Origin of the sequence: Pseudomonas brassicacearum subsp. neoaurantiaca, from assembly GCF_013608025.1 — a bacterium.
In the GTDB taxonomy this organism is placed as follows: domain Bacteria; phylum Pseudomonadota; class Gammaproteobacteria; order Pseudomonadales; family Pseudomonadaceae; genus Aquipseudomonas.
In genome coordinates this window covers 19,431-44,251 of record NZ_VDLV01000015.1, presented here as the reverse complement: position 1 = coordinate 44,251, position 24,821 = coordinate 19,431, and the positions used below count along the sequence as shown (strand labels likewise).

Here is a 24,821-nt window from a genome sequence, read left to right as displayed (position 1 = left end):
ACCTCCAAGTTGGCGAAATCATATCGCCCTTAAGAGGTGTCCGGAATTATTAGGCCAGTTCAGCTTGCTCGCGATAGCGGTTGTCCAGCTTGCATCCCTCTTGGATGTGCCGACGCTATCGCGAGCAAGCTCGCTCCCACAGGGTTTCCCAAATGCCTGAGCCTCTGCGTGGGTGCTTAAAGCCCCACATCCGGCAGCACGGGCCGGTTAGCCAGCGCCTTGGCCATGATCTGCTCCACATACACCCGGTCTTCTTCCGGCAGGGCCAGGCGCGGTGGGCGGGTGAGGGCGCTGCCGCGGCCGGCGATGGCTTCGCACAGCTTGATGCATTGCACCAGGTCGGCCCGGGCGTCGAGGTGCAGGATCGGCATCAGCCATTCGTAGATCGGCATGGCTTCGGCGAAGCGTCCGGCGCGGGCCAGGCGGAAAATGGTTTCGCCTTCCTTTGGGAACACGTTGGACATGCCCGACACCCAACCTTCGGCGCCTACGGCGAGGCTTTCCAGCACCACGTCGTCGAGGCCGGCGAACAAGACGAAACGATCGCCGACTTCGTTGCGTACGTCGATAAAGCGGCGGGTGTCGCCGGAAGAATCCTTGAAACACACCACGTTATCGCAGTCGGCCAGCGAGATGAGAATGTCCGGGGTGACGTCGTTTTTGTAGATCGGTGGGTTGTTGTAGACCATCAGCGGCACGTCGGCATGCCGGGCCACGTAGCGAAAATGCTCGGCGGTCTCGAACGGCTTGGAGCCGTAGACCAACGCCGGCATCAGCATCACCCCATCGACACCGACCTTGCGCACGGCGTTGGCGACCTTGGCGGCCTGCACGCTGGTGAACTCGGCCACGCCGCAAATCACCGGCACCCGGCCCCGGGAGGCGTCCACCGCGACTTCGGTCACGGCGATTTTTTCCTCGGCGCTCAGTGAGGTGTTTTCCCCCACCGACCCGCAGACCACCAGGCCCGACACGCCATCGCGGATGACGTTGGAGATGACCTGATGGGTTTTTTCCAGGTTGATGGAAAAGTCATCGTTGAATTGGGTGGTGACGGCGGGGAATACGCCGCTCCAGTTGATGCGTTTGCTCATGGGTGTCTCCTTTTGGTATTTCGTATACGGATCTAGGTGGTTGCTTTTGTGGCGAGGGAGCTTGCTCCCGCTGGACTGCGAAGCAGTCCCAAAACCTGCATGCTCGGTGTGTCAGTCAGAATCTGGGGGCCGCTTCGCGACCCAGCGGGAGCAAGCTCCCTCGCCACAGGGGGGTTGGGTGAATCTGAAAGTCATGCGCCGGGCCAGGTATCGGAGAGCCGGTAGCCCTGCGGCCATGGATCGGCCGGGTCGAGCAGCAATTGGTGCGTGCCGGTGATCCACGCTCGTCCGGCGATGCATGGGTAGATCGCCGAGCGTCCGGCGACGTCGGTCAGTGAGTCGATCCGGCAGTGGAATTCGGAGCCGATGATCGAGCGGCCGATAAAACGCTCGCCCACCTGCATCTGGCCCTTGGCGTGCAGCACCGCCATGCGTGCCGAGCAACCGGTGCCGGTGGGCGAACGGTCGATCTTGCCGGGTTGGATGACGACGGCATTGGCACCGGTGGCGATGCCGTTTTCCCGTTCAATGGGCGCGGCAATCTGGCAGAACGAGATGTGCGACCAGTCGGGATTCAACGGGTGTACGAAGCCCAGTTGCTCATTGGCGGCCCGGGTGATTTTCAAGCCCACGGCCACCAGATCGGCCGCTTCGTCAGGGCGGATGGCGAAACCCAGGCGTTGGGCATCGACGATGGCAAAACTGTCGCCGCCATAGGCGGTGTCCACCTGCATAGAGCCCAGGCCCTCGACTTCGATCCAGGCATCGAGGCGGTCGGCAAACGACGGTACGTTCTTAATCTCGACCCGTTGCACCTTGCCGTCGCGGCAATCAGCCACGGCTTCGATCAAGCCGCCCGGCGCTTCCAGCACCAATCGCGTCTGGGGTTCGGTCATCGGCAGGATGCCGCTGTCCAGCAGCACGGTGGCGACGCACAGCGAGTTGGAGCCGGACATCGGTGGGGTGTCGGCCGGCTCCATGATGATCCAGGCCATTTGTGCCCGAGGGTCCTTGGCCGGTACCAGCAGGTTGACGTGGCGGAACACTCCGCCACGGGGCTCGTTGAGGACGAAGTTGCGCAGGGTCTGGTCCTGGGCGATCCAGCGTGATTGTTCCCAGACCGTGGCGCCGGGTGGCGGGGCGACGCCGCCGACGATGACATCGCCGACTTCGCCTTCGGCGTGGCAGCTGACTATGTGGATGATTTTTGATGAGCGCATCAGTCAAATCCTTGTGTTGTCTAGTCGGGCCTCATCGCGAGCAAGCTCGCTCCCACAGGGTTCTGTGGTGACTGGCAGGTCATTGCGACCTACACAAAACCAGTGTGGGAGCGAGCTTGCTCGCGAAGAGGCCATCCGCTATTTCACCGATTTCAGGAACGCCGCCGTCTCCGGCTGCACCGGATTGCCGATCACCTGGTCCGGCGGCCCGATCTCATGGACCCGCCCGTTGCAGAAGAACGCCACCCGGTCGGACACGTCCCGGGCGAAGCGGATCTCGTGGGTCACCAGCACCATGGTCATGCCGTCTTCGGCGAGCATGCGCATGGTGTCCAGCACTTCGCCGACCAGTTGCGGGTCGAGGGCCGAGGTGGCCTCGTCGAACAGCATGTAGTCCGGCGACATTGCCAGGGCGCGGGCGATCGCCATGCGCTGCTGCTGTCCGCCGGAGAGCTTGCCGGGAAAGGCCTTGAGCTTGTCCCCCAGGCCCACGTGTTCAAGTTGCCGCACCGCCAGCGCTTCGGCGTCCTGCTTGCTCTTGCCCAGCACCTTGCGCGGCGCCAGCATCACGTTTTCCAGCACGGTCAGGTGGGGAAAGGCGTTCCATTGCTGGAAGACGATGCCGATCTTCTGCCGCAGCCGGTTGAGGTCGGTGGCGCTGTCGTGAACCTCCACGCCGTCCACGCGAATACTGCCTTTCTGGATCGGCTCCAGGCCGTTGATGCACATCAGCAACGTCGATTTTCCGGAGCCGGAGCCACCGATGATCGACACGACTTCGCCCTTGTCCACCGTCAGGCTGACGCCCTTGACCACCTCCAGGTTGCCAAAGGATTTGTGCACGTTTTCGATCTCAATCATTTTCCTGCCACCTTCTTTCCAGGCGTGCGCCGAGGCGGGCGACCACCAGGCTCATGACGTAGTAGATGAGGCCCGCGATGCACAGCACCAGCAGGGGTTCCTGAATCCGCGTGACGATGGTTTGCGAAGCCCGCAGCAGCTCGACGATGCCGATCCACATCACCAGTGCAGTGTCTTTCATGACCCCGAGGACCAGGTTCAGCCAACCGGGGAACGCCACGCGAGTGGCAATCGGCAGGACGATGAAACGCAGGTCCTGCAAATAGCTCAGGCCCAATGACCGGCTGGCCCGCCGGGTACTCAGCGGCACCGCCAGCACGCCACCCCGGACGATCTCGGTGAAATACGCAGCGGCATAGACCCCGAGCACGATGCAACCGACGGCAAAGGCGCTGAGGTCCAGGCCGACGATGCTCTTGAGCGAGTTGAACAGAACGAACTGGATCAGCAGCGGCACGCTGCGAAACGCATCCAGCACCCAGGCGAGTGGCAGGCTCACCCGAGGCAACAGCGCTCGCAGCAAACCGAACAGTAGCCCGGCCAAGGTGCCGAGCAGGATCGACCAGGCGGTCAATTGCACCGTGACCCAGGCACCCTCGAGCAGATACAACAGGTCGTTGACGGTAAGGCTTGTAGAAAACATGACCAGCCCTCCTCAATAACGAAACAGGCGCCAGGACAACAGTCGGGCCAGCCCGACGATCAACTTGGCGATCAGGTAATAGAGCAGCGCCGCAAGGGCGAAATATTCGAAGGTGCGGAACGTCTTGACGTTGTATTCCTGTGTGACTCCGGTGAGGTCGTTGTTCAGGCCGACCACCACGCCCAGGGACGTCATCAGCACCGCCCAGACCATTTGGTTGGTCAGCGGGTAGAAAACGATGCGCAGCAGTTGCGGGACGATGATCATCCGGTAGGCCTGGAACGCGCTCATGCCCAGGGAACGAGCGGCGCGCATCTGCGTGCCTGGCACGGCCTTGAGGCCGCCGCGAAAGTTCTCCGCCAGGTAGCCGGCGTTGTTGAAGGTAATGCCCGCCAGCAGGGCGAACCACGAACTGACGTGCAACCCGAGGGAGCCGAGGCCGAAGTAGAGGATGTAGATCTGGAACAACGACGGCGTGTTGCGGGCGATCGATACCCAGCCGTTGCCGACACCCCGCAGCAGGGGATGACGCGCCTGGCGCATCACCGTCAGGACCAGGGCGATCAGCACGCCGAAGATCATCGACAGCGCGGCGGTCTCGAAGGTCACCCAGGCGCCGGCGAGCATATCGGGCAGGGCGCGCAACGCCGGGCGCCATTGGAAGCTGTAGTCAAACATGGCTTGGATTCCCCTTGGGGCCGGAGGGTTGCAGCCAGTTCGGCGGCTCGCCGCTGGCCGTGGCGGAGCAGGCGGCCTCGACGCACTCGGCCAAACTGGCGAAATGCACGCCACGTCCCACCAGGCCCGGTGCGTAGTGCGCGTATTTGCCGGAGTTGGTCATCAGCGTGGTGGCGGCCGGCGGGATCACCGGTTCGCCCAGCATGCACCAGCACGTGTCGGTCACCAGCGTTGCGCCGAAGGCCTGGATCGCCTCCAGATAACCGGCTTGGCGCGCCTGCTCCAGCACGGCCCGGCCGCAGGTGATCGCCAGGACCACGTCGGGGTGTTTGCACCGCCCCGCACAAAGGCGTGCCAACGCGGCGAATTCACTAAGAGAAAAATGCGGATTGCCCAGGGAAACCACGTCCACGTGCCTGTGCCGTGCGCTGTTGAGTTCGCGCCAACTGGCGAGCAATCCCGCAGCGTCCAAGGTTTCCACCGGTAATTGCGCCTGGCGGTCCTGAACCTGGGCCGGGTCCATGGCCTCTGGCGTCACCCCGGCGATGTGGAACAGCGGCGCCGCGCTGGTGGTGGCGAACGCGGCGCCAAAAGCCTTCAGGTCGTCGAGGTTGGGCGCGGCGTTTTCCAGCCCTCGAATCAGCGGAATACGTCGGCCCGTCAGACTGCCGATGTGATAACCCAACAGCGGGTAGAAGCTGTCATCCGTTGAGTCGAGCTTGGGGACTTCGATGATCAGCCCGGCCTTGCGCTGGTCATCGAGATGACAGCCGGCCAACGGCGCGCGGCCGCACAGTGCGATGCAGATATCGAGGAAGTCCGGGTATTTCTGCGTGCGAGCGCCGAGCACGCTGTTGGCATAGACCACCGCATTCGATTCGGCCCAAACGATTTGCTCGCCGACAACGGGCGCGGTGTCGAGCAGGTAGGGCGCGCAAGTGAAGCTCAACTGTGCGCCCATGGCCATATAAGCGTCGCCCAAGGCGCTGGCCGGTTCGCCCAACGCCGGGTCGACGCCCAGCTCGCGCCAGCGGCGTTGGTCCACGGAAATCGAGTTGAGTGTCGTGGGCACGCTCACTTTCGCTCCCCACTGCACCAACTGTTCGGCAAAACGCAGGCTGGCCGGGCCGGTATAGATGCAGCCGTCGATGTGCGCCTGGGTGATGTCCAGCAGCTCATCGGCGCCCTGGATCTCGGCCATGCGCAGGACAATTTGCATCGCCACTTGCGCAGCCTTGCCGTGTGCGCCGTCAAGCAACGCCTGGTCCCGCTCGGTCAAACGGACGGTGGAAGACACCAGCGGCTGCGAGGGAATATCCGCCGCGTACCATTGATCATTGGGCCGGCGCCCGGACAACGTCAGGGAACTGCCCTCGAGGCGCGCGAATCCTTGCCCCCGTAAACCCACGAACGCCTCGTGACCGATGCACAACACGGGAAGCGAGCGTTGGAAAATCACCTCGGCCACCCGCACACCCAAGACCAGGATTTCGTCGGCCTCGGCCAGCACCAGGGCGGCTGGCGCGTGGCCGTTGCTGATGAGTTCCATCAGCACGCTGCTGCCGGTGCAGGATCCACGTCCACTGGGAATCGCCAACACCCGACCCGCCAGGCATTCGCCGCTAAGGGGGTGATGCCGGTCGATTACCTCGCCGGTGGCGGCATCGACTCCGCCCCAGAAGCTCAAGCCAACGTCGGCGAACAGCAGGGTGCCCTGGGCGGCACCCTCCACCAGGCTGCGACCTTGCAAGCAGATAGGCGTGCTTGGCATGCCGCGCTCCTCAATAATAGACCTGAGGCACGGTCAGGTTGGCCGGCGGGATTTCCGTGCCGACCCATTTGACGAACAGCTCGTTGTACCGACCGGTGCGCACTTGCTGGTTGACGAACAGGTTGAGGTAGTTGATGAGCCCGTACTCGCTGCGCTTGGCGCCGAGGGACACGTAGTCGATGACGTAGGGCGCATTACCGGCGATTTTCAGACCCTTGTACTTGCCCGATTTGATGGTGGCGGCGGCCACGGTGTTGGTGACGACGGTGGCATCGATGTGTCCTTGGGCCACGGCCAGCAATGTGTCGTTCTGCGACTGATAGGCACGGAAACTGCCGCTGCCCCAACTCTTCTGGTCTTTCTCCAGGGCGATGGCTTCATAGGTGCTGCTGGTGTTGCCGAGTTTCTTGCCCTTGAGGTCGGCATAGCTGTTGATGCCAGTGTCGTCGCGGGTCAGCACGACCATTTGGAAGGCGAAGTAGGGCACGGTCAGGCCAACGGTCTTGGCCCGCTCCAGGGTATCGGACGTGGAGGCGACGATGACATCCGCGCGGCCTGAAATCAGTGCCGGGATTCGATCGGAGAACGGGGTTTCGACCACCTCGGCGTCTACGCCAAGGACTTTTGCCAGGTCGTTGCAATAGTCCACGTCGAATCCGGCCGGCTTGTTGCTTTCATCGCGAAAGCCCATCGGTGGAAAATCCAGTGTCACGGCGCAACGCAGCTTGCCCGAGCCGATGATGTCATCGAGCTTGTCGGCGTGGGCGGGAAGTGCAATCAGTGGAAAGAGGACAACGCTGAGGGCTGCGGCTAATGCACGGTTTTTCATAAAGGCCTCGCTGTCGAATAAATGCGGTGAGATATCGTATTGAGGATTTCGTATACGATATTAGATAAGCAATCGACGTGCCTGTTTTGCGTTGCCAGCTCGATTTTTATAAGCCTTTGATTATCCGTCGATTATTTGATCGGTAAGGATGGCAGCCGGTGGGAGAGAACGTTAGGCGGTGTTACAGATGGGAGCAGTGGATGGGAATACGCCCCGGAAAGGAACAATGTCAGCGCTGGTTTTCTCGGTACTGGCTGGGGGAAAGGCTTGTCAGCGCACGGAATTGACGGCTGAACGCACTGTGATCGGTGTAGCCACAGCGCAGGGCAATTTCGGTGATGGGCAAATCCTGTTCCAGTAACAGTCGCGAGGCCTCCTCCAGGCGCGCCTTGTGAATCATCTGCCGGGGCGTGAGTTGGAAGATGCGCTTGCAGTGTCGCTCCAATTGCGCCACCGACAAGCCGGCAATGGCGGTGAGTTCGGCCAGGCTGATGGGACGGGCGAAGTGCAGCTTGATATGCGCATCCACCGCCGCCAGTTTCTGAAAGGCCGGATGGCTTGATTGCGGCGATTGCAAATCACGGGAGATCCCCGCCAGGCCAACGATCCGGCCTGAGGGTTCGCGCAAGGCGAGCTTGTGGGTCAGGCACCACACCGGCTGGTTGCCGTAATAAAGGTGCAATTCGAGCTGGTCGGCCAGCTCGCGTCCGCTGGCGAGCACGCGTCGATCCTGTTCGGTGTACAGCGGGCCGAAGCGCTCCGGGAATACCTGTTCTGCGGTGAGGCCGAGCAGGCCATCGCATTGCTTGAAGCCGCAACGCCGGGCGAGGGTCTGGTTGACGAAGGCGTAGCGGGCCTGGTCGTCCTTAATGAAAAACACCGTGTCCGTGAGGGTATCGAGCAACGGCGCGATGGGTTGCAGGCTGCGTAGCAGGGTGTCCAGGTCGCACGGAGTGAAGGTGGTCAGCGAGGGATACATGGCGCTGCTTCGTCTTTATGTTCAGAGGTGGAGTCTTGATTGAAATGCGGTATTTGTCACGGCTTGTCGTGAGCGAGGCTTTCCAGACGTATATCCGTTTCTTCGGAAGCGCTTTTGCCCCAACCACTGCATGAATTTTGTGGCTGCTGAATAGATCCGTGTGGGAGCGAGCCTGCTCGCGAAGGCGGAGGCTCAGCCGATGAAAATTCTGGATGTAGCGGCCTCTTCGCGAGCAGGCTCGCTCCCACAGGGGAAGCGCGGTGCCTACCAGGGAGAGGTCGATGGAGCAATCGCAGACAACCGTTCTCAGCCAGACGACGCATCTTCCAGCCTGATCAACGTCTCAACCAGTGCCGGACTAAATGGAGGACGAGGAACCGGCGACTTCCAGCCAAACAAATGTTCCAGCGCCGCACCGCAAACCCGGCCCTGACAAGCCCCCATCCCGCAACGGCTGGCCAGCTTCGCTTCGCGCCAATCGGTATGGCCGCTCAGCGCCTCATAGGGGACATCCTCACAGCGACAGACCAACGTATCGCCCCGCGCCAAGCTTTTCAAACGGCCATCCAGAGCAAACGCCTGGTTCAATGCCCGGGCGAAACCCTGCCAGCGCACGCGCCGTGGCCATAGTTGCTGGGCGGCAGCGCTATTGCCGACCGCGGCGTAGCCGGCGATGGCTCCTTCGACCAGCGCCAGTTCGCTGCCGCCGAAACCAGTGCATTCGCCAGCGGCGTAATGGTCGTCGCGTGTGGTGGCCTGGAACTCATCAACCGCAAGCGCCTGTCCATCGAGCGCGCAACACAGCGCCTGGCCCAGCTGGGTATTGGGAATCAGCCCGAAGCCACAGGCCAAACGGTCGCAGGCCAACTCTACCGTCTTGCCTTGTTGCAGCAGACGCACGCCTTCGAGCTTGTCCCGCCCCAGGGCTTCCAGCACATGAGTGCCGGTGCGGTAGTGAGCATCGAACAGGCTGAACGACTGCCATAGCTTGCCCGGCCAACGGGGCAGTTTTGCGGCGAAACTCGCCACGGCCGCGCGGCTGGCCTGTTCGGCAATTCGAAGCACTTGCGCCCCGTGATGCCGGGCCGTGGCAGCGCTTGCCAACAACAGAGGACCGCTGCCGGCAATGACCAGTCGCTCGCTGCGCACGGGCAGACCGCCCTTGACCAGCGCTTGCAGCCCGCCAGCACCGGTGACACCAGGCAGCGTCCAGCCGGGGAAGGGCAGCAGCAATTCCCGGGCGCCGGTGCACAGGATCAAACGGTCGTAAGCGATCAACCAACCCTGCTCGGCATTTTCCACCAACAGGGTTTTCTCGGCAGCGTTGGCGATTACCCGGGTGTCCACGTGGCAGTGCACGTTGGCGTAGGCGCGCAAGCGCTCTCGCATTTGTCGCGCCTCGGCAGGCAAGTGGGCCTGGGGTCCGTCGCGCCAGATCTGTCCGCCAGGATTCGGGTTGTCGTCCAGCAGCACGATGCGTGCACCGCTACTCTCCGCAGCAAGGGCCGCGGCCATGCCGGCGGGGCCGGCGCCGATGATAAGGATGTCGGCGAATTCGGTCATGGTCGGGTGTCCACGTGCATGCCGTCGCGGCACAAGGTCTGGCAGGCCAGGCGCCGACGGCCGTCGATCATCACCCGGCATTCCTGGCAGATACCCATGCCGCACAAGGGCGCTCTGCGTTGGCCGCTGACCGAGGTGCGACTGCAACCGTCGGCACCCAACGCCAATGCTGCCGCGACGGTGGTGCCGTTGGCGACTGACAGCAGGCGGCCGTCCAGGAATAACTCAGGCATGGGGCCGATACTCCTTGGTGAAGCGGATCTCAAGAGGATGCACCGATCCCGTGGCGAGGGAGCTTGCTCCCGCTGGTCTGCGCAGCAGAGCCAAAACAGGGCCGCTTCGCGCCCCAGCGGGAGCAAGCTCCCTCGCCACAGGGAATATGTGATGGGCTTCAGGCATGGGCCGGTTCTCCCAAAAAGCGCTGCGGCAGGTAAGGTTGCGCGGCCAGCGGCGCGGTTTCGTTGAACAGCTGGGCAACCAGCAGGTCAGCGGTGGCCGGTGCGGTCGTGACACCGAGCCCTTCATGGCCTACCGCAAGCCAAAGGCCTGGGCGCTGCGGATGTTGTCCCACCAGCGGCAAGCCGTCGGGGCTCGCCGCGCGAAAACCGGTCCAGGCGCGGATGCCGTTGAGGTGCGCCAGCCCTGGCATGTAGTCAACGGCGCGTTTGAGCATCTTCGCCAGCATCCAGCCTTCCACCTCGGGATCGACGTTGCCGAACTGCCGCGAAGCGCCGATGAACAATTGTCCCGTCGGGCGCGGTTGGATGTTGCAGGCTACCGACGGTCCGCTGGCGTTGTGTGCGCTGGTGACGTAACCCAGCTCGACCAGGGTGTGGCTGACGGTGGCGGGGTAGCGATCGGTGATCAATAGGTGGCCTTTCTTGGGTTCGATCGGGAGTTCCGGGCACAGGGCGGTGGCCTGGATGCCGTTGGCAAGCACGACGGCTTCGGCGCTGAGCCAACGACCGTCGGCGAGGCGCACACGGTGGCCGTCCACTTCGCTGACCTCGGCGCGCTGCTGGCTGATATTGGCGTGATCGAGCATCCAGCGTGCGGCGGCGGGGGCGTAGAGAATGCCGTCGCCCTTGATCAGCAACCCACCCTCCAGGTCCGCCCGCAGTTCCGGTTCACGCTGGTGCAAGGTGGCGCGGCCAATCAGTTCGCAGGCCTCGCCATGGGCCATCAGGTTCAGGTATTTACGGTGGGCGACGGCCATTTCCTCGGCGTTGGCCGCCAGCCATAAAGTGCCGTTGTTGCGCCAGGCACAAGCGTCGGGCAGCGCAGGCGCCAACTCCCGCCAGCGTCGCAGGGAATATTGACTGAGGGCCAGCTCCGCCGTGTTGTCATCAAGCACCAGCAAGTGGCCCATGCCGGCCGCCGTTGCACCGTGCCAGCCGGCGTCCAGCACCAACACCTGCAAACCCCGCTGAGCCAGGCTTCGGGCGCAGGCCGCGCCGATGATGCCGGCGCCAATGACGATCACGTCTGCGACATGGCCTTCGCTCACGAACGAATGCCCCAGGCGAACGGATCGTCCGGCTCGATGATCAAGGTGCTTTCGGCGCTGATGTAGGCCCGGCCGCGAATGGTCGGCACGATGCGCTCGCCCGAGCGCTCATACGACCCTTCGAATTCGCTGCCGATGACACTGGCCTGGCGCCAGATCTGCCCGGGTTGCAATTTGCCGTCGGCCGCCAGGCACGCCAGTTTGGCGCTGGTGCCGGTGCCGCAGGGCGAGCGGTCGTAGGCTTTGCCAGGGCACAGCACGAAATTGCGACTGTCGGCCTGGGGATCGTCGGCGAACAGCTCGATATGGTCGATCAGGCCGCCGTCCTCACCGCGAAAACCTTGCTGTTCCAAAGCTTGCTGCACGGCGAAGGTGTAGGCGGTGAGTGCGTCGAGGTTGTCACCCGCCACGCGCTGGCCATGGTCGGCGATCAGGAAGAACCAATTGCCGCCCCACGCCACATCGCCGGTCACCGGCCCAATGCCCGGCACTTCGAGACGCAGGCCCTTGCGATAGCGATAGGAAGGCACGTTGCGCACGCTGACCGAGCGATCCTCATGCAAGGTCGCTTGCACCGTGCCCACGGGTGTCTCGATGCTGTGCACGCCGGGGCCGATCCGGCCCAGATGGGCCAATGACGCCACCAGGCCAATGGTGCCGTGGCCACACATGCCCAGGTAGCCGCTGTTGTTGAAGAAAATCACGCCGGCACAGGCGGCCGGGTCCACCGGTTCGCACAGCAACGCACCTACAAGCACATCGCTGCCGCGAGGTTCCAACACGCACGCGGTGCGCCAGGCGTCGTGCTGCTCGGCCAGGCGTTGTCGGCGTTCGGCCATGCTGCCCTGGCCCAGGTCGGGGAATCCGTCGGTCACCAGTCGGGTCGGTTCGCCGCCGGTGTGGGAGTCGATCACGGTGATGCGTTTCATGGCGCCACGTCCATTCAGATGAGTGGACACAAGCGTGGCGCGTGCCGGGGATAGCGGCTTGATGGTTTTAGTTGTCGGTGATGACGAAATCAGCACAGTGCCGAGAAATCATCGGCTCGACGGCAAGAACTCGAACAGGGTCTTGCAGACGCCGGCAATGTGCTCGTCCAGCAATTTCACCGCGCGCTCCACATCCCTGGCGCGGCAGGCGTCGAGAATCTCGCGGTGTTCATGGTCGGCGCGCTCCTTGCCGGCGGACAGGCTCATCTGCATGCGCAGGTAACGCTCGAGTTTGTCGTGGACCGAGCGGATCAGGCTCACCATGAACGGCCGTTGCGCCGGCTCATAGAGGCAGGCATGCAATTGCCAGTTCAGCTCGGCCCAGCGACCGACGTCATCCTCGCCGATGAACTCCTGGCAGATGCTTTCGGCGCGGGCGAACGTCGCTTCGGTCATGTTGGGAATCGCCAGGCGCAGTACCTTGTCCTCCAGCAGCATCCGCACCTCGAACATCTGCGCCAGTTCCGCCTCGGAAATCCGCGTGACCATCGCCCCGCGATTGCGCTGGAACATCACCAGGCCCTCGGCTTCAAGGCGCTTGAGCGCTTCGCGCACGGGGATCTTGCTGACGTTGAATTGGCGGGCGATGTCATCCTGGCGGATCGGCTCGTCCTCGGCGAAATGCCCGGCCACAATGGCGTCGCGCAGATGACGGGTAATGATTTCCGAAGTGGACGGGGTGTTGCCCAGGTCGGGCAGGTTGAACTTGGATAAGGTCACGGCGGCGGGTCGTTCGGCTTAGGTGGGGGATATGGTATACGACTTTGCTGGGTGCGGTGTCGAGGCTGCCCCAGGCTTCCCCCAATTCTTCAGCCAGACTCCTGTGGCGAGGGAGCTTGCTCCCGCTCGATTGCGCAGCAATCGCAGAATGTTGGGGTCGCTGCGCAACCCAGCGGGAGCAAGCTCCCTCGCCACAGGTTAGTGTGCTCAGCCTTGGGACAGCTGGCTCACACAAGCCTCTGTCCGGACGATGCGCCATCCGGTAACAGACGCCCCCGCCAGCAGCGCCAGGCCGAACACGATCAACGCCACGTCGGCGCCGAAATGGTCGACCAGCCACCCGGTCACCACGACCGGGAGACTGAACCCGACATACGCAAACAGGAAGAATCCCGCGCTGACCCGGGCTTTTTGCGCACCGGCCATGGCGGTGATGGCCGACAACCCGCCCAGGTAAAGAAAACCGTAACAGGCACTGCTGGCACCCAGCGCACCGAGCAACACGGCGGCCAGCGAACCCTGGCTAGCGCCCCAGGCAAGCAACGCGTAGCTCAACGGCAGGACCAACAGCCCCAATCCCGTGGCCCTGGCCGGTTGCATGCGTTTCACCCAAGGCTGGAAGATCAGCCCACAACTGATGACGGTAAAGGTCGACAGGCCGGACCAGCGCTGCAAGTCATGGGCGGCGAGCACCGAAGGCAGGATGGCGATCACCAGCCCGGACGTCGCCCAGGCCAGCAACATGGAAAAACTGTAGGGCAGGCTGCCAGTGGGAAACAACGGCAGGCGTAACAGCGCTGCGTGCCGGGTGCTCGGGGCGGGGTCCGGCAGCCGCGCAACCACGAAGATCGCCAGCGCCGCCAACACCAACTGCAACCAGAAACTGCCCGGCGTGACGCTGTGGTGGGCGAACAGGAAAAAACTGGTCAACGCCGCGCCCAGGCCAAAACCCAGGGAAGTGCTGGCCGTGACCCGATTGGCCGGCGATCGCGCATCGCTCGTCGGCATCAGCTCCACCATGTAGGCGGTGGACGTCGCCGAGGCCAAGCCGGTGCCGACGCCCATCATCAAGCGCGCCACGCCCAGTGCTATCAGGTTCGGCCAGATCACCGTGATCACCGTCGCCAACATCGACAGGCAAAGCGCCGTCACGATCAAGGGTTTTCGGCCCACCCGGTCGGCCAGTCCGCCGAACGCCAGCAGCACCGGCAACACGCCCAATACATAACCGGAAAATGCCACCGCCGTGGCGCCCGCGCCGTAACCCGAAAGCTGCGCATAGGTGGTATACAGCGGCGCCTGGAGGTTGACCGCGAGGGTGATCAGGCAAAGACCGAACGCCAATCCCCATGAGTGTCGTTGCTGTGTGTCCAAGCGTATTTCCTTGAAGTGTGGAGTCTGGATGGACTATCCCGGCCGGACCGCCCGCAAACAAGGAACAGCCGTGAGGCTTTTATGGTTAACTGTTCGCCGGAAATTCGAGAACACTTGGGGCCCCGCGCATGGACCTGAACATCGATCGCAACGCCACGGGTTCGTTGGTCCGGCAACTGATTGCCAGTCTTACGGAGTGGATAAACACCCATGGCATCCGCCCAGGTGCCCGCATGCCGTCGATCCGCCAATTGGCGACGGAAAACGGCTTGAGCCTGTCGAGCGTGATCAAGGCCTATGACCAATTGGTGGCCAGCGGTGTGTTGGAATCCCGGCATGGTTCGGGATTTTTCGTGGCGCAGCAGATGCCCCAGGCGTCGGCGCCGGATATGGAAGAGGCGGTTGGCTGGCGGCTGTTCGACAACGAATCCACCCAACTCAAGCTAGGGTGTGGCTGGCTACCAGACGCCTGGCGCGACGATACGGACCTCGGCCAGGCGATCCGCCAGGTGGTGCGCAGCGACAATCAGGCACTGTTCAACTACAGCACGCCGCTGGGCTCTGCTCATCTGCGCCTGCACATCCAGAAACGCTTGGGCCTGATCGACATTCACGTCGACCCGCAACAGATCCTCACCACCCAGGGCGCGAGCCACGGCCTGGACTTGTTGGTGCGCACGCTCCTCAAGCCTGGCGATTTGGTGCTGGTGGAAAGCCCCGGTTATTACAATTTGTTCAACCTGCTGAAGCTGCACGGGGTCAAGACCCTGGCGGTGCCCAGAACCGCCCAAGGCCCGGATATCGCCAGCCTGGAACGCTTGCTCGACGTCCATAAGCCTTCGTATTTCTTCATCAATAGCATGTACCAGAACCCCACCGGCACCAGCCTGGCGCCGAGCGTGGCGTATCGTTTGTTGCAGTTAGCGACGCTGCACGACTTTCGCCTCATCGAAGACGACATCTACGCCGATTTCCAGAACGGTCCGACGTCGCGGCTGGCATCCCTCGACGCCTTGGACCGGGTGATTTACCTGGCGAGTTTTTCCAAGACGCTGTCCAGCTCGTTGCGCATCGGCTATGTGGTCGCGCAGCCCGAAGTCATCAAGCGCCTCGCCGAGGTAAAGATGGTGACCGGCATCGGCTGTTCATTGCTGGCGGAAAACGTCGTGGCGACGCTGCTGGCCAACGGTGCTTACCGCAAGCTGCTCCAGCGTTTGCGTGTGCGCTTGAACAAGCAGATGGCGAACACATTGCGCTTGCTTGATCCGGCTCACTGGGAGGTGTTTGCCGAGCCGAGTGGGGGATTGTTCGTCTGGGCCCGGCCCCGGCATGTGCAGGCTGATCGGGTGCGGCAAATTGCCGAGCAGTTGCAAATCCAACTGTCCCAAGGCTCGACGTTCTTGCCGCAAGGGCAGGCGTGTGACTGGCTGCGGCTCAACGTCGCGTTTACCCAGGACGTGCGGGCCCAGGCTTTTTTCAGGCAGATCGGGCAAGAGTCGGTTGTTGGAACGCCAGTGCTAATGGGAATAGATATCAAATAGGAATGAGTTACTGTATCTTTCGCGACACATTTCTTGCCGGCTCTTACGGGGGCCGGCGTTCTTTCGTCAGGATTGTGTGTCGATGCGTCGGATACTCGTTTCATTGTGTGTGCTCCAGGCTTATTCCATTTCCACCTGGGCAGAAGAACCCGGCATGGCGGCCAGGGCGCCGCTGGAGTTGCAGGCCACCGACATCGTCGGCACCTCGGATTTCGAAACTGCACAGGGCCCGGTAAAGGGCTATCACGCCACGCGTTCGGCCAGCGCCACGCGTACCGACACCGCCATCCATGAAACCCCGCAGTCCATATCGGTGGTGTCCCGCGACGTCGTCGAAGACCTCAGCGCCACGCGCCTGCAAGACGCCCTCGATTATGCCGGCGGCGTCGGCCGGGGTAACAATTTCGGCGGCCAGGGCCTGACCACGTTTACCGTGCGCGGCTTTACCACGGGTGAGTTCTACCGCAACGGTTTCCCGATCAACCGGGGTTACCCGAACATGCCCGACGCCAACACCATCGAGCGCCTGGAAGTGCTGCGTGGCCCGGCCACCATGCTTTATGGCCGTGGCGACCCGGGCGGCACGTTCAACGTGGTGTCCAAGCAACCGTTGTCCGAGCGCACGGTCACATTGGGCAGCCAGGTCAGCGACCAGGGCATGCGTCGCGGCACCCTGGATACGTCGGGCCCGCTGGATGACGAAGGTCGCCTGGCGTATCGCCTGAACGTGGTGGGCGAGGGAGGCGACACGTTCCGCGATCACGTCGAGACCGAGCGTTACGGCATTGCGCCGGTGGTGAGTTGGCAGGTCAACGACACCACGCGCCTGACGTTCGAAGGCGATTTCATGCGCAACAATGCGCCGTTGGACCGTGGCTTGACGCATTACGCCGGCCAACGTGGCACCGCGTCGCGGGATACTTTTTTCGGTGAAAAAGACGCCGGCAAGTTGCACAACGACAACAACATGCTGCAGGTGCGTTTCGAGCACATGCTCAACGACGACTGGACCTTGGCCGGCGGTACCCAATGGCTCGACGGCACCTTGCAGGGCAACGCGGTGGAGGGCAACGGCATCGCCGCCGATGGGCGCACCCTTGGGCGTAACTTCAATTATCGCAAGCTGGAATGGACCGACCGTGACACCCAGCTCAACCTCACCGGGCATTTTTCCACGGGTGGGTTTGAACATACGCTGCTGACCGGCGTTGAATACGAGGACTACAACTACGAGTCCATCATCCAGCGTTCTGCCGGCGGCTTCGGCGCCTATCCGATCGACATTTTTGATCCGGTGTATGGCCAGCCGCGTCCGGCATTGACCCGTACGCCGACCGATGACCAGGAAAACCTCAAGACCTTCGGTGTGTTTGTCCAGGATCAGGTGGCGCTGACCGAGCGGCTGAAGGTGCTGGCGGGGGCGCGTTTCGAGCGGTTCGAGCATGAGTACGAGACATTCGTGACCCAGACCGGAAACTGGAATGAAAGCCACAACGCGGTGACGCCACGCCTGGGCGTCATCTACGACCTAACCGACACAGTCGCGGTGTACGCCAATACTGCGCGTTCGTTCAAACCCAACACGGGACGCAGCAGTGCGGGCGCAGGCTTTAAACCGGAAGAGGGCAAGTCCTACGAAATGGGCGTCAAGTGGGAGGCCCTGGATCGTCAGTTGAGCGTCGATGCCGCGGTGTATCAGATCGAAAAACGCAACGTGTTGACCAATGACCCAGCCGATCCCGATTTCAAAGTGGCCGCCGGCGAAGTACGCAGCCGTGGCTTCGACTTGAACGTGGCGGGCAACCTGACGCCGGAATGGCGGATGATTGGTGGCTACGCCTACGTCGATGCCGAGGTGACCAAGGACACCAACATTCCCACCGGCACTCGCTTGCTAAACGTGCCGAAGAACAGCTTCACCCTGTTGAACGTCTATGAATTTCAAAATGGTGGTTTGAAGGGGCTCGGCCTGGGCCTTGGCGCAAGGTATGTCGATGAGCGAGCTGGCAACACGGCGGCGACGACCTTCACCATGGACGACTACACCGTCGTCGACCTGCTCGGTTACTACAAAGTCAACGAGCGTATCCGCCTCAACCTCGACCTGAAGAACCTGTTCGACGCCGATTACGAAGAAGGCGCGTTTGGTGGCGTCTATGCCTACCCGGGCGCACCGCGGACGGTGCAGGCGGGCATCTCCTACACGCTGTAGATCAAGGCTGCATGAAAAACCCCGGAGGTCCTGCCTCCGGGGTTTTGTTTTTTACCACTTGCCGGTGCTCATGCCACCGTCCACCGGCAGGACCGCGCCAGTCGTGAAGTCGGCGCCTGCCAGGTACAACACGGCTTCGGCGATCTCGTCGATGGTGCCTACTCGGCCAGCCGGGGCCAGGTTGTTGAGGAAGTCGCGGTGGGCCGGGTCATGCATCGGCGTGTCGATGATGCCGGGCGCCACGGCGTTGACCTTGATGTTGAACGGTGACAATTCCAGCGCCAGGGCGCGGGTCATCTGGTTGACGCCGCCCTTGATCAGCACGGGCAGCGCTGCCGGCACCTGGATATTCGGTTGCAGGGCCACCGACGCAGAGATGTTGATGATGAAGCCCTGCTGGCGGCTGATCATGTGCGCGGCAGCGGCCTGGCTGGCGTAGACGAGGCCCTTGAGGTTGGTGTCGAGCAGCGACTCCAGGTCCTGGGGGCTGTATTCGATGAAGGGTTTGGGCAGGAAGAAACCGGCGTTATTGACCAGCCCATCCACCGCGCCGAACGCCTCGATGGCTTTGCCGATAAGGGTGCTGGACGTCGCTGGATCGGCGATGTCACCGGCCACGCCGACGAAGCTCGCCGGATGACCGAGCTGGCTGGCCGCATCGTTCAGGCCGGACTGCGAGCGGGCATTGCCCACCACGTTATAACCGCGGGCCAGGAACGCCTTGACCAGGCCAAGGCCGATACCGCTGGAAGCGCCGGTGATGATGACGGTTTTCTGATTGCTCATGATGTTGACTCCTGATCACGTTGAGTTGGAACCGCTGCGCGTGTCTGGGCGTTGGTTGTGATCAGGTTATTGATGCGCTTGGGTTTGATAAATGGGGGTTCTGGTACTTGAGTTGATACTTGGTGTAATCAATCAATCGAACCTGCGCAGTCCCCTGTGGGAGCGAGCTTGCTCGCGATGGCATTTGATCAATCACATGTGAGCTGGCTGATCCGCCGCTTTCGCGAGCAGGCTCGCTCCCACAGGGTTATCAAGCGCAGAAAAAAGCCCGGTCATTCGGACCGGGCTCAGTAACGTGAAGCCTTATTCCTTGGGTTTACTTCGGTACTCGGTCGTCGTCATGCCCGCATACCCCCAGTTATCCGTGTCGACTTCCTCGATCACGATATGAGTCAGGTGCGGGTCCTTGCCCAGCACGCGCTGCAAGGTTTCGGTGATTTCGGAAATGACTTGGGCTTTCTGCTCGCGGGTGACGCCGTCGCGGGTGATACGAACATTGACGAAAGGCATGCTGTACTCCAGTTGATGAAATGTGCGCAGGAAGACCCCGCGCAATCGAGGACCACTGTATTTATACGCCACGGCCTGATAAACAGGCATCGGGAATCTTCAGTTGATACGCGGTGTAATGAATCATGAAGCGTCACTTCGAAGACTTGCAGTTAGGCAGCATAGAACTGTTCTGCCTGGCGGCCGAGGCGGGCAGTTTCACGGCGGCGGCCCAGGTGGCGGGCGTCACTCCGGGGGCGGTGAGCCGTTCGATCTTTCGCCTGGAGGAACGCCTGGGGTCGCGGCTTTTCGTGCGCACCACCCGCAGCATCCGCCTGACCGATGCCGGCAGGACCTTTTTCGAGCAATGCCGCCAGGCATTGACGCAACTGGTCGAAGCGCAGCAGGAAGTCATGGGCGCGCAATCGGTGCCGTCCGGGCAACTGCGCATCAGCGTGCCCACCACCTACGGCCATCACCGGATCCTGCCGTTGCTGCCAGCATTTCGCGCGCTTTATCCGCAGGTCAGCGTGGACGTTCACCTGAGCAACCGTAATATCGATTTCGTTGCCGAGGGCTATGACCTGGCGATTCGGGTGAGGGCCCAGCCGGATTCCTCGATGATCGCCCGTTTGCTGGAAGACGCGAAACTGGCGGTGGTCGCTTCCCCGGACTACCTGCGCAGGGTCGGCACGCCGCAAACGCTGGAAGACCTGGACCTGCACGAGTGCATCCAGTTCGAACTGCCCAGCAGTGGTCGTCGAATTTCCTGGTTGTTCAATGTCGAGGGCAAGGAGAAGGAAGTGTTCGGGCAGGGCGGGTATTGCTGCTCCGACGATGTGCTGGGCGGGGTGACGCTGGCCAAAAATGGCGCCGGGCTGTTCCAGACCTACCGATTTATCGTCGAACAGGAATTGGCGGACGGGCGACTGGTGGAAGTGCTCGCGCCGTTCGCAGGGCGCTCGCGGCCGTTCACATTGCTATATCCCCACGGCCGGTACGTGCCGCAGCGGGTGCGGGCGTTTGTGGATTTCCTGTTGGAGCACCGACAGCAGTGGGCAGCGGATTGAAGTAACGACCTGCCTCGACTGAATCCCCGTGGCGAGGGAGCTTGCTCCCGCTGGCCTGCGCAGCGGGCCCAAGTTTTTGCGGTTGCTGCGCAACCGAGCGGGAGCAAGCTCCCTCGCCACAGAGGTCTATGTCCGACTGTTAGAACCGAAACGCCTGCCGACCAATCAGCAGCCACTTGCCATTCTTCTGCTTCTGCCAGATCTGGAAGTTCTCGATTTCGGTCGGGACCACTTCGGTGCCCTTGAGTGCCTGGGCGGAGAAGTGGTTGCGAACCATGGCTACGTCGCCTGAAACGGTGATTTTCTGGTTCTGCATTTCCAAGGTCTTGAACGCGCTCTTGCCGGTTTCGATGTCGGCGATGAAAGCTTTCTTGTCCTGGATGTTGCCGCTGGAGTGGCCGTAGGTCAGGTTCTCGGCGGCCAAGGCCTGGAGCTGGGGGATGTCCTTGTGCAGCATGGCCTGGGTCAGGTGGTCGACAGCTTCGGCCACTTCCTTCTCAGCCGATGCGGGCGCGGCGGCTACGTAGCCGCTGAACAGGCAAACGAAACCGATCAGCAATGATGCTTTTTTCATGGGTCTTTCCTTGTTTTTGTAAGTATCAGGAGTTCGAGCACCTAGGCTCGTCGGTCATCGTACAACTTGTGGTGAAGGACGGGAATAGGGCTCGATCAATCTGGCGAGGCTGCGATCTTCCCAAGATCAAAAGATCGCAGCCTCGCTTCGCTCGGCAGCTCCTACGGTGCAGTTCAGCGGGCAGCGAGCTTGCTCGCCACAAGGGCAAACGGTGATAGATCCGCACGTTGCCTAAAGTCCCTCCCGAACCGCCCCGCGAATCCCTTCCAGCAACATCGAAAACGCCGGGTTGTCATTGTCCTGACGCCACACCAGGTGCAACTCGCTTTGCACCCCGTCACCCAAGTCGATCTCACGAAACACCACCTGCCTGAACACGACGCTGGTCGCGCAACGCGGCACCAGCGCTAGGCCCATGCCGGCATTGACCAGCGCCAGGATGGTCAGCGAGGAGCCGAGCCATTGCACGAACTGCGGGGCGACCCGGGCCGAGCGCAGCATGCCGGTGAGCAGTTCGTTGAAGGGCGGGTAGGCGGAGTGGGAGTACATCAGGAACGGCTGCCCGTCCAGGTCCTGCACGGTGACGGTCTCGGCGTCGGCCAGTGGATGGTCCGCAGGCACGGCCAGGACAAACGGTTCGCGCACCAGGCATTCGGTGGCGTAGCCGGTTTCCAGCAGGGGCGAGCGGACGATGCCCAGGTCGATGCGCCGGGCGCGCAGGGCTTCGTGTTGCTGGTAGGTGTTCATCTCCGACAGGACGATTTTCACCTGCGGTTGCTTGAGCCGCGCTTCGGCGATGACTTTGGGCAGGAACTCGTACACCGCGCTGCCGACGAAGCTGATGGTCACCGAGCCGATGTCGCCTTGGGCAAAGCGCTTGGCGGCCACGGCGGCCTGCTGCGCCTGTTGCAGCAGGTTCTGCGCCTCGATGAAAAATGCCCGCCCGGCGGCGGTGAGGGCGACGCTGCGGGTGCTGCGGGTGAATAGTTCGACACCCAGGTGATGTTCCAGCAATTGGATCTGCCGGCTCAAGGGTGGCTGGGTCATGTTGAGGCGTTCGGCGGCGCGACGGAAATTCAGTTCTGTCGCCACGGTGGTGAAGCAGCGCAGCTGGGCCAACTCAAACATTGATTCAATCCCGGTATCAATCAAGTGCCAAGTTAGATTAGACGGGAACAATCAGCGGCGTCCATCATCGGGCCGTTCCCTACCGGAACAATTCCCACAAAAACAAGATCGGGAGGCCCGCTGTGAATCACGTACCGGACTCGACCCTGGCCCTCGCGGCGGCCAAGGTCAAACGTCACGTCCTGCCGTTGGTGGTGGTGATGTTCATCGTCAACTACATCGACCGCGTCAACATCGGCTTCGTCCGCAGCCACCTGGAGACCGACTTGGGTATCGGCGCCGCCGCCTATGGCCTGGGTGCCGGGTTGTTCTTCGTCGGCTACGCGCTGTTCGAAGTGCCGTCGAACATGCTCCTGCAGCGCTACGGTGCCCGGGCCTGGCTGACCCGCATCATGTTCACCTGGGGCGCGGCCGCGATGGCCATGGCGTTCGTGCGCGGTGAAACCAGTTTCTACGTGCTGCGCTTCATTCTTGGCGCGGCGGAGGCGGGGTTCTTTCCCGGCGTCATCTACTACTTCACCCAATGGTTGCCGGCTAGCGAGCGCGGCAAGGCGATGGCAATTTTCCTCAGCGGCTCGGCCATCGCCTCGGTGATCTCCGGACCGGTGACCGGCGCCTTGCTGAATGTCAGCGGGCTGGGCCTGCATGGCTGGCAATGGATGTTCCTGATTGAAGGCGGCGCGTCCATCGTGTTGTGCGGGTTCGTCTGGTGCTGGTTGCAATCGCATCCCAGCCAGGCCAAGTGGCTCACAGCGGAAGAAAAAAACGTACTGATTGCGACCATCGCCGAAGAACAGCGAGCGCGCGAAGCCGCCCAGGTGATCAAGCCATCCATGTTCAAGTTGCTGGCCGACCGACAGATCGCGCTGTTCTGCTTCATCTATTTCTCCATCGCCCTGACCATTTATGGCGCCACGTTCTGGCTGCCGAGCATGATCAAGAAGATGGGCAACCTGGGGGATTTCCAGGTCGGCTTGCTCAATTCCATTCCGTGGATCATTTCCATCGTCGCGATGTATGGCTTCGCGGCCCTGGCGAGCAAATGGAAATTCCAGCAGGCCTGGGTCGCGGTCACGCTGGTGATCGCCGCGTTCGGTATGTTCATTTCCACAACGGGTGGGCCGATCTTCGCCTTCGTCGCCATCTGTTTCGCGGCGATCGGTTTCAAGGCCGCGTCGGCGCTGTTCTGGCCAATTCCCCAAGGCTACCTCGACGCCCGCATCGCGGCGGCGGTGATCGCCCTGATCAACTCCATCGGCAACCTCGGCGGTTTCGTCGCGCCGACGGCCTTCGGGTTCCTGGAACAGACCACCGGTTCCATCGAAGGCGGCTTGTATGGGTTGGCAATCACCTCCCTGGTCGCCGCCGTCGTGATCTTTTTTGCCCGCACCCAACCGGGGCGCGGCACACCGGATTCACCTTCCGGCCTGCCGGAAAAAAACCACACCTTGAACCCTGGCCCATCGGGAGCCGCTGCATGAAGATCAAACGCGTCACCGTGACCCCTATCGCTTTTCGCGATCCACCGCTGCTCAACGCCAGCGGCATTCATGAGCCCTTTGCGTTGCGCTCGATCATCGAGATCGAAAGCGACAACGGCTATATCGGCCTCGGCGAGAGCTACGGCGATGCGCCGGCCCTGGCGATCCAGCAGCAGGTTAAGGACCAATTGATCGGCATGGATCCGTTCAACCTCAACCAATTGCGGGCCATCGTCCAGGCTACTGTCGCGGCCCATAAGCCGGCCAGTGTTGCCGGGGCGGAATTGGCGCCGGGCTCACATGCGAGCAAAGCTGTCAGCAATGCCTATTCGGCATTCGAGGTGGCCTGCCTGGACCTGCAAGCGCATTACCTGAACGTGCCGCTGGTGGATCTGCTGGGCGGTGCGATTCGCGATGAGGTGCCGTTCAGTGCCTATCTGTTTTTCAAGTACGCCGAGCACATCGATTCGCCGTACCCGGCGGACAGTTGGGGGGAAGCGCTGAACGAGCAGCAGATCGTTGCCCAGGCGCGGCGGATGATCGAGGAATACGGGTTCAAGAGCATCAAGCTCAAGGCCGGCGCCCTGGAGCCGGAGCATGAAGTCGCCTGCATCAAGGCATTGAAGCGAGCATTCCCCGGGCTGCCACTGCGCATTGATCCCAACGGCAACTGGTCGTTGGAGACTTCGATCCGCATGGCCGAGTTGCTGGGGGATGACTTGCAGTATTACGAAGATCCGACGCCTGGGCTGGAGGGCATGGCCGAGCTGCACAGGCGCACGGGGCTGCCGCTGGCGACCAACATGGTGGTCACCGATTTCGACGAGTTCCGCCGCAGCGTGGCCCAGGACAGTGTGCAGATTGTCCTCGCCGACCACCATTATTGGGGCGGGCTGGGGGACACCCAGGTACTGGCGAAGATGTGCGACACCTTCGGCCTGGGCGTGTCGATGCACTCCAATTCGCACCTGGGCATCAGCCTCATGGCGATGGCCCACGTGGCGGCGTCGGTGCCAAACCTGGATTACGCCTGCGACACTCATTACCCGTGGCAGGAACCGGATGAAGAGGTGATCAAGGGCGGCAAGCTGCCGTTTGTCGACGGCTGCGTGAAGATCACCCGGGCGCCGGGCCTTGGTCTGGAATTGGATCGGGATCAACTGGGCAAGCTGCATGAACAGTTCCTCAGTTGCGGCATTCGCCAGCGTGATGATGTGCGGCAGATGCGGCGCTATCGGCCGGACTGGAAAACCGTCAAGCCGCGGTTCTGACCCCTTAGGCGAGGGGGCCTGCTGCGCAGGCCAGCGGGAGC

Annotated in this window: 23 protein-coding genes; 5 read left to right on the top strand and 18 right to left on the bottom strand. The window is 62.3% G+C overall.

All coding sequences use genetic code 11. The features are described from left to right. Window positions 1–176 precede the first annotated feature (176 nt). From FHK92_RS12760 to FHK92_RS12695, 14 genes are all read right to left on the bottom strand, one after another. Window positions 177–1,094, bottom strand: coding sequence for a dihydrodipicolinate synthase family protein (locus FHK92_RS12760; protein WP_181288388.1), 918 nt, complete (start codon window positions 1,092–1,094; stop codon window positions 177–179). Window positions 1,095–1,285: 191 nt separating this feature from the next. Further along, window positions 1,286–2,314 (bottom strand): trans-3-hydroxy-L-proline dehydratase, encoded by a 1,029-nt coding sequence (locus FHK92_RS12755; RefSeq protein ID WP_181288387.1) that lies wholly within the window; start codon window positions 2,312–2,314, stop codon window positions 1,286–1,288. 138 nt (window positions 2,315–2,452) lie between these two features. Further along, on the bottom strand, window positions 2,453–3,175 hold the full coding sequence (locus FHK92_RS12750; protein WP_181288386.1) for an amino acid ABC transporter ATP-binding protein: 723 nt from the start codon (window positions 3,173–3,175) through the stop codon (window positions 2,453–2,455). Next, a complete protein-coding gene (locus FHK92_RS12745) occupies window positions 3,168–3,818 on the bottom strand; it encodes an amino acid ABC transporter permease (protein WP_181288385.1) in 651 nt (216 codons plus the stop codon). Before FHK92_RS12745 ends, FHK92_RS12750 begins: the two co-directional genes overlap by 8 nt. 12 nt (window positions 3,819–3,830) lie before the next feature. Then, window positions 3,831–4,496 carry an amino acid ABC transporter permease gene (locus FHK92_RS12740; RefSeq protein ID WP_181288384.1) on the bottom strand — a complete coding sequence of 222 codons (666 nt, stop codon included), beginning with the start codon at window positions 4,494–4,496 and terminating at the stop codon, window positions 3,831–3,833. Beyond that, window positions 4,489–6,267, bottom strand: coding sequence for a cis-3-hydroxy-L-proline dehydratase (lhpI, locus tag FHK92_RS12735; RefSeq protein WP_181288383.1), 1,779 nt, complete (start codon window positions 6,265–6,267; stop codon window positions 4,489–4,491). The genes FHK92_RS12740 and lhpI overlap by 8 nt, the downstream gene beginning before the upstream one ends. A gap of 10 nt (window positions 6,268–6,277) precedes the next feature. Continuing rightward, window positions 6,278–7,096, bottom strand: coding sequence for an ABC transporter substrate-binding protein (locus tag FHK92_RS12730; protein ID WP_181288382.1), 819 nt, complete (start codon window positions 7,094–7,096; stop codon window positions 6,278–6,280). A gap of 229 nt (window positions 7,097–7,325) precedes the next feature. Further along, window positions 7,326–8,075, bottom strand: a complete 750-nt coding sequence (locus FHK92_RS12725; RefSeq protein WP_181288381.1) for an AraC family transcriptional regulator — start codon at window positions 8,073–8,075, stop codon at window positions 7,326–7,328. Between the two features lie 306 nt (window positions 8,076–8,381). Beyond that, a complete protein-coding gene (locus FHK92_RS12720; RefSeq protein ID WP_181288380.1) occupies window positions 8,382–9,638 on the bottom strand; it encodes an NAD(P)/FAD-dependent oxidoreductase in 1,257 nt (418 codons plus the stop codon). Beyond that, on the bottom strand, window positions 9,635–9,871 hold the full coding sequence (locus FHK92_RS12715; protein WP_181288379.1) for a 2Fe-2S iron-sulfur cluster-binding protein: 237 nt from the start codon (window positions 9,869–9,871) through the stop codon (window positions 9,635–9,637). Before FHK92_RS12715 ends, FHK92_RS12720 begins: the two co-directional genes overlap by 4 nt. Before the next feature lie 158 nt (window positions 9,872–10,029). After that, the gene (locus tag FHK92_RS12710; RefSeq protein WP_181288378.1) at window positions 10,030–11,145 is read right to left on the bottom strand and encodes an NAD(P)/FAD-dependent oxidoreductase; all 1,116 of its coding nucleotides are present in this window, start codon (window positions 11,143–11,145) and stop codon (window positions 10,030–10,032) included. Continuing rightward, a complete protein-coding gene (locus FHK92_RS12705; protein ID WP_181288377.1) occupies window positions 11,142–12,074 on the bottom strand; it encodes a 4-hydroxyproline epimerase in 933 nt (310 codons plus the stop codon). The genes FHK92_RS12710 and FHK92_RS12705 overlap by 4 nt, the downstream gene beginning before the upstream one ends. Window positions 12,075–12,182: 108 nt before the next feature. Continuing rightward, window positions 12,183–12,854, bottom strand: coding sequence for a GntR family transcriptional regulator (locus FHK92_RS12700; RefSeq protein ID WP_181288376.1), 672 nt, complete (start codon window positions 12,852–12,854; stop codon window positions 12,183–12,185). 207 nt (window positions 12,855–13,061) lie between these two features. After that, complete coding sequence (locus FHK92_RS12695) at window positions 13,062–14,228, bottom strand: MFS transporter (protein ID WP_181288375.1); 1,167 nt, start codon at window positions 14,226–14,228, stop codon at window positions 13,062–13,064. Window positions 14,229–14,356: 128 nt separating this feature from the next. Here FHK92_RS12695 and FHK92_RS12690 point away from each other — a divergent pair, with 128 nt between their 5' ends. Together FHK92_RS12690 and FHK92_RS12685 are read left to right on the top strand one after the other, a co-directional pair. Continuing rightward, window positions 14,357–15,769, top strand: coding sequence for an aminotransferase-like domain-containing protein (locus FHK92_RS12690; RefSeq protein ID WP_181288374.1), 1,413 nt, complete (start codon window positions 14,357–14,359; stop codon window positions 15,767–15,769). A gap of 82 nt (window positions 15,770–15,851) precedes the next feature. Further along, the gene (locus FHK92_RS12685) at window positions 15,852–17,981 is read left to right on the top strand and encodes a TonB-dependent siderophore receptor (RefSeq protein ID WP_181288373.1); all 2,130 of its coding nucleotides are present in this window, start codon (window positions 15,852–15,854) and stop codon (window positions 17,979–17,981) included. 51 nt (window positions 17,982–18,032) lie between these two features. Here the strand turns inward: FHK92_RS12685 and FHK92_RS12680 are convergent, their stop codons facing one another. Both FHK92_RS12680 and FHK92_RS12675 read right to left on the bottom strand, forming a co-directional pair. Then, window positions 18,033–18,767 (bottom strand): SDR family NAD(P)-dependent oxidoreductase, encoded by a 735-nt coding sequence (locus tag FHK92_RS12680; RefSeq protein ID WP_181288372.1) that lies wholly within the window; start codon window positions 18,765–18,767, stop codon window positions 18,033–18,035. A gap of 303 nt (window positions 18,768–19,070) precedes the next feature. Continuing rightward, the gene (locus FHK92_RS12675; protein ID WP_030140737.1) at window positions 19,071–19,277 is read right to left on the bottom strand and encodes a tautomerase family protein; all 207 of its coding nucleotides are present in this window, start codon (window positions 19,275–19,277) and stop codon (window positions 19,071–19,073) included. A gap of 125 nt (window positions 19,278–19,402) precedes the next feature. Between FHK92_RS12675 and FHK92_RS12670 the strand changes: the two genes are divergently transcribed. Beyond that, window positions 19,403–20,326 (top strand): LysR family transcriptional regulator, encoded by a 924-nt coding sequence (locus tag FHK92_RS12670; RefSeq protein WP_181288371.1) that lies wholly within the window; start codon window positions 19,403–19,405, stop codon window positions 20,324–20,326. 139 nt (window positions 20,327–20,465) lie between these two features. Here the strand turns inward: FHK92_RS12670 and FHK92_RS12665 are convergent, their stop codons facing one another. Together FHK92_RS12665 and FHK92_RS12660 are read right to left on the bottom strand one after the other, a co-directional pair. Beyond that, window positions 20,466–20,900 (bottom strand): nuclear transport factor 2 family protein, encoded by a 435-nt coding sequence (locus FHK92_RS12665; protein ID WP_030140739.1) that lies wholly within the window; start codon window positions 20,898–20,900, stop codon window positions 20,466–20,468. 231 nt (window positions 20,901–21,131) lie between these two features. Next, window positions 21,132–22,028, bottom strand: coding sequence for a LysR substrate-binding domain-containing protein (locus FHK92_RS12660; protein WP_181288370.1), 897 nt, complete (start codon window positions 22,026–22,028; stop codon window positions 21,132–21,134). Between the two features lie 122 nt (window positions 22,029–22,150). Between FHK92_RS12660 and FHK92_RS12655 the strand changes: the two genes are divergently transcribed. Both FHK92_RS12655 and FHK92_RS12650 read left to right on the top strand, forming a co-directional pair. Further along, window positions 22,151–23,509 (top strand): MFS transporter, encoded by a 1,359-nt coding sequence (locus FHK92_RS12655; protein ID WP_181288369.1) that lies wholly within the window; start codon window positions 22,151–22,153, stop codon window positions 23,507–23,509. Continuing rightward, the gene (locus FHK92_RS12650) at window positions 23,506–24,780 is read left to right on the top strand and encodes a glucarate dehydratase family protein (RefSeq protein ID WP_181288368.1); all 1,275 of its coding nucleotides are present in this window, start codon (window positions 23,506–23,508) and stop codon (window positions 24,778–24,780) included. Before FHK92_RS12655 ends, FHK92_RS12650 begins: the two co-directional genes overlap by 4 nt. Window positions 24,781–24,821 lie beyond the last annotated feature (41 nt).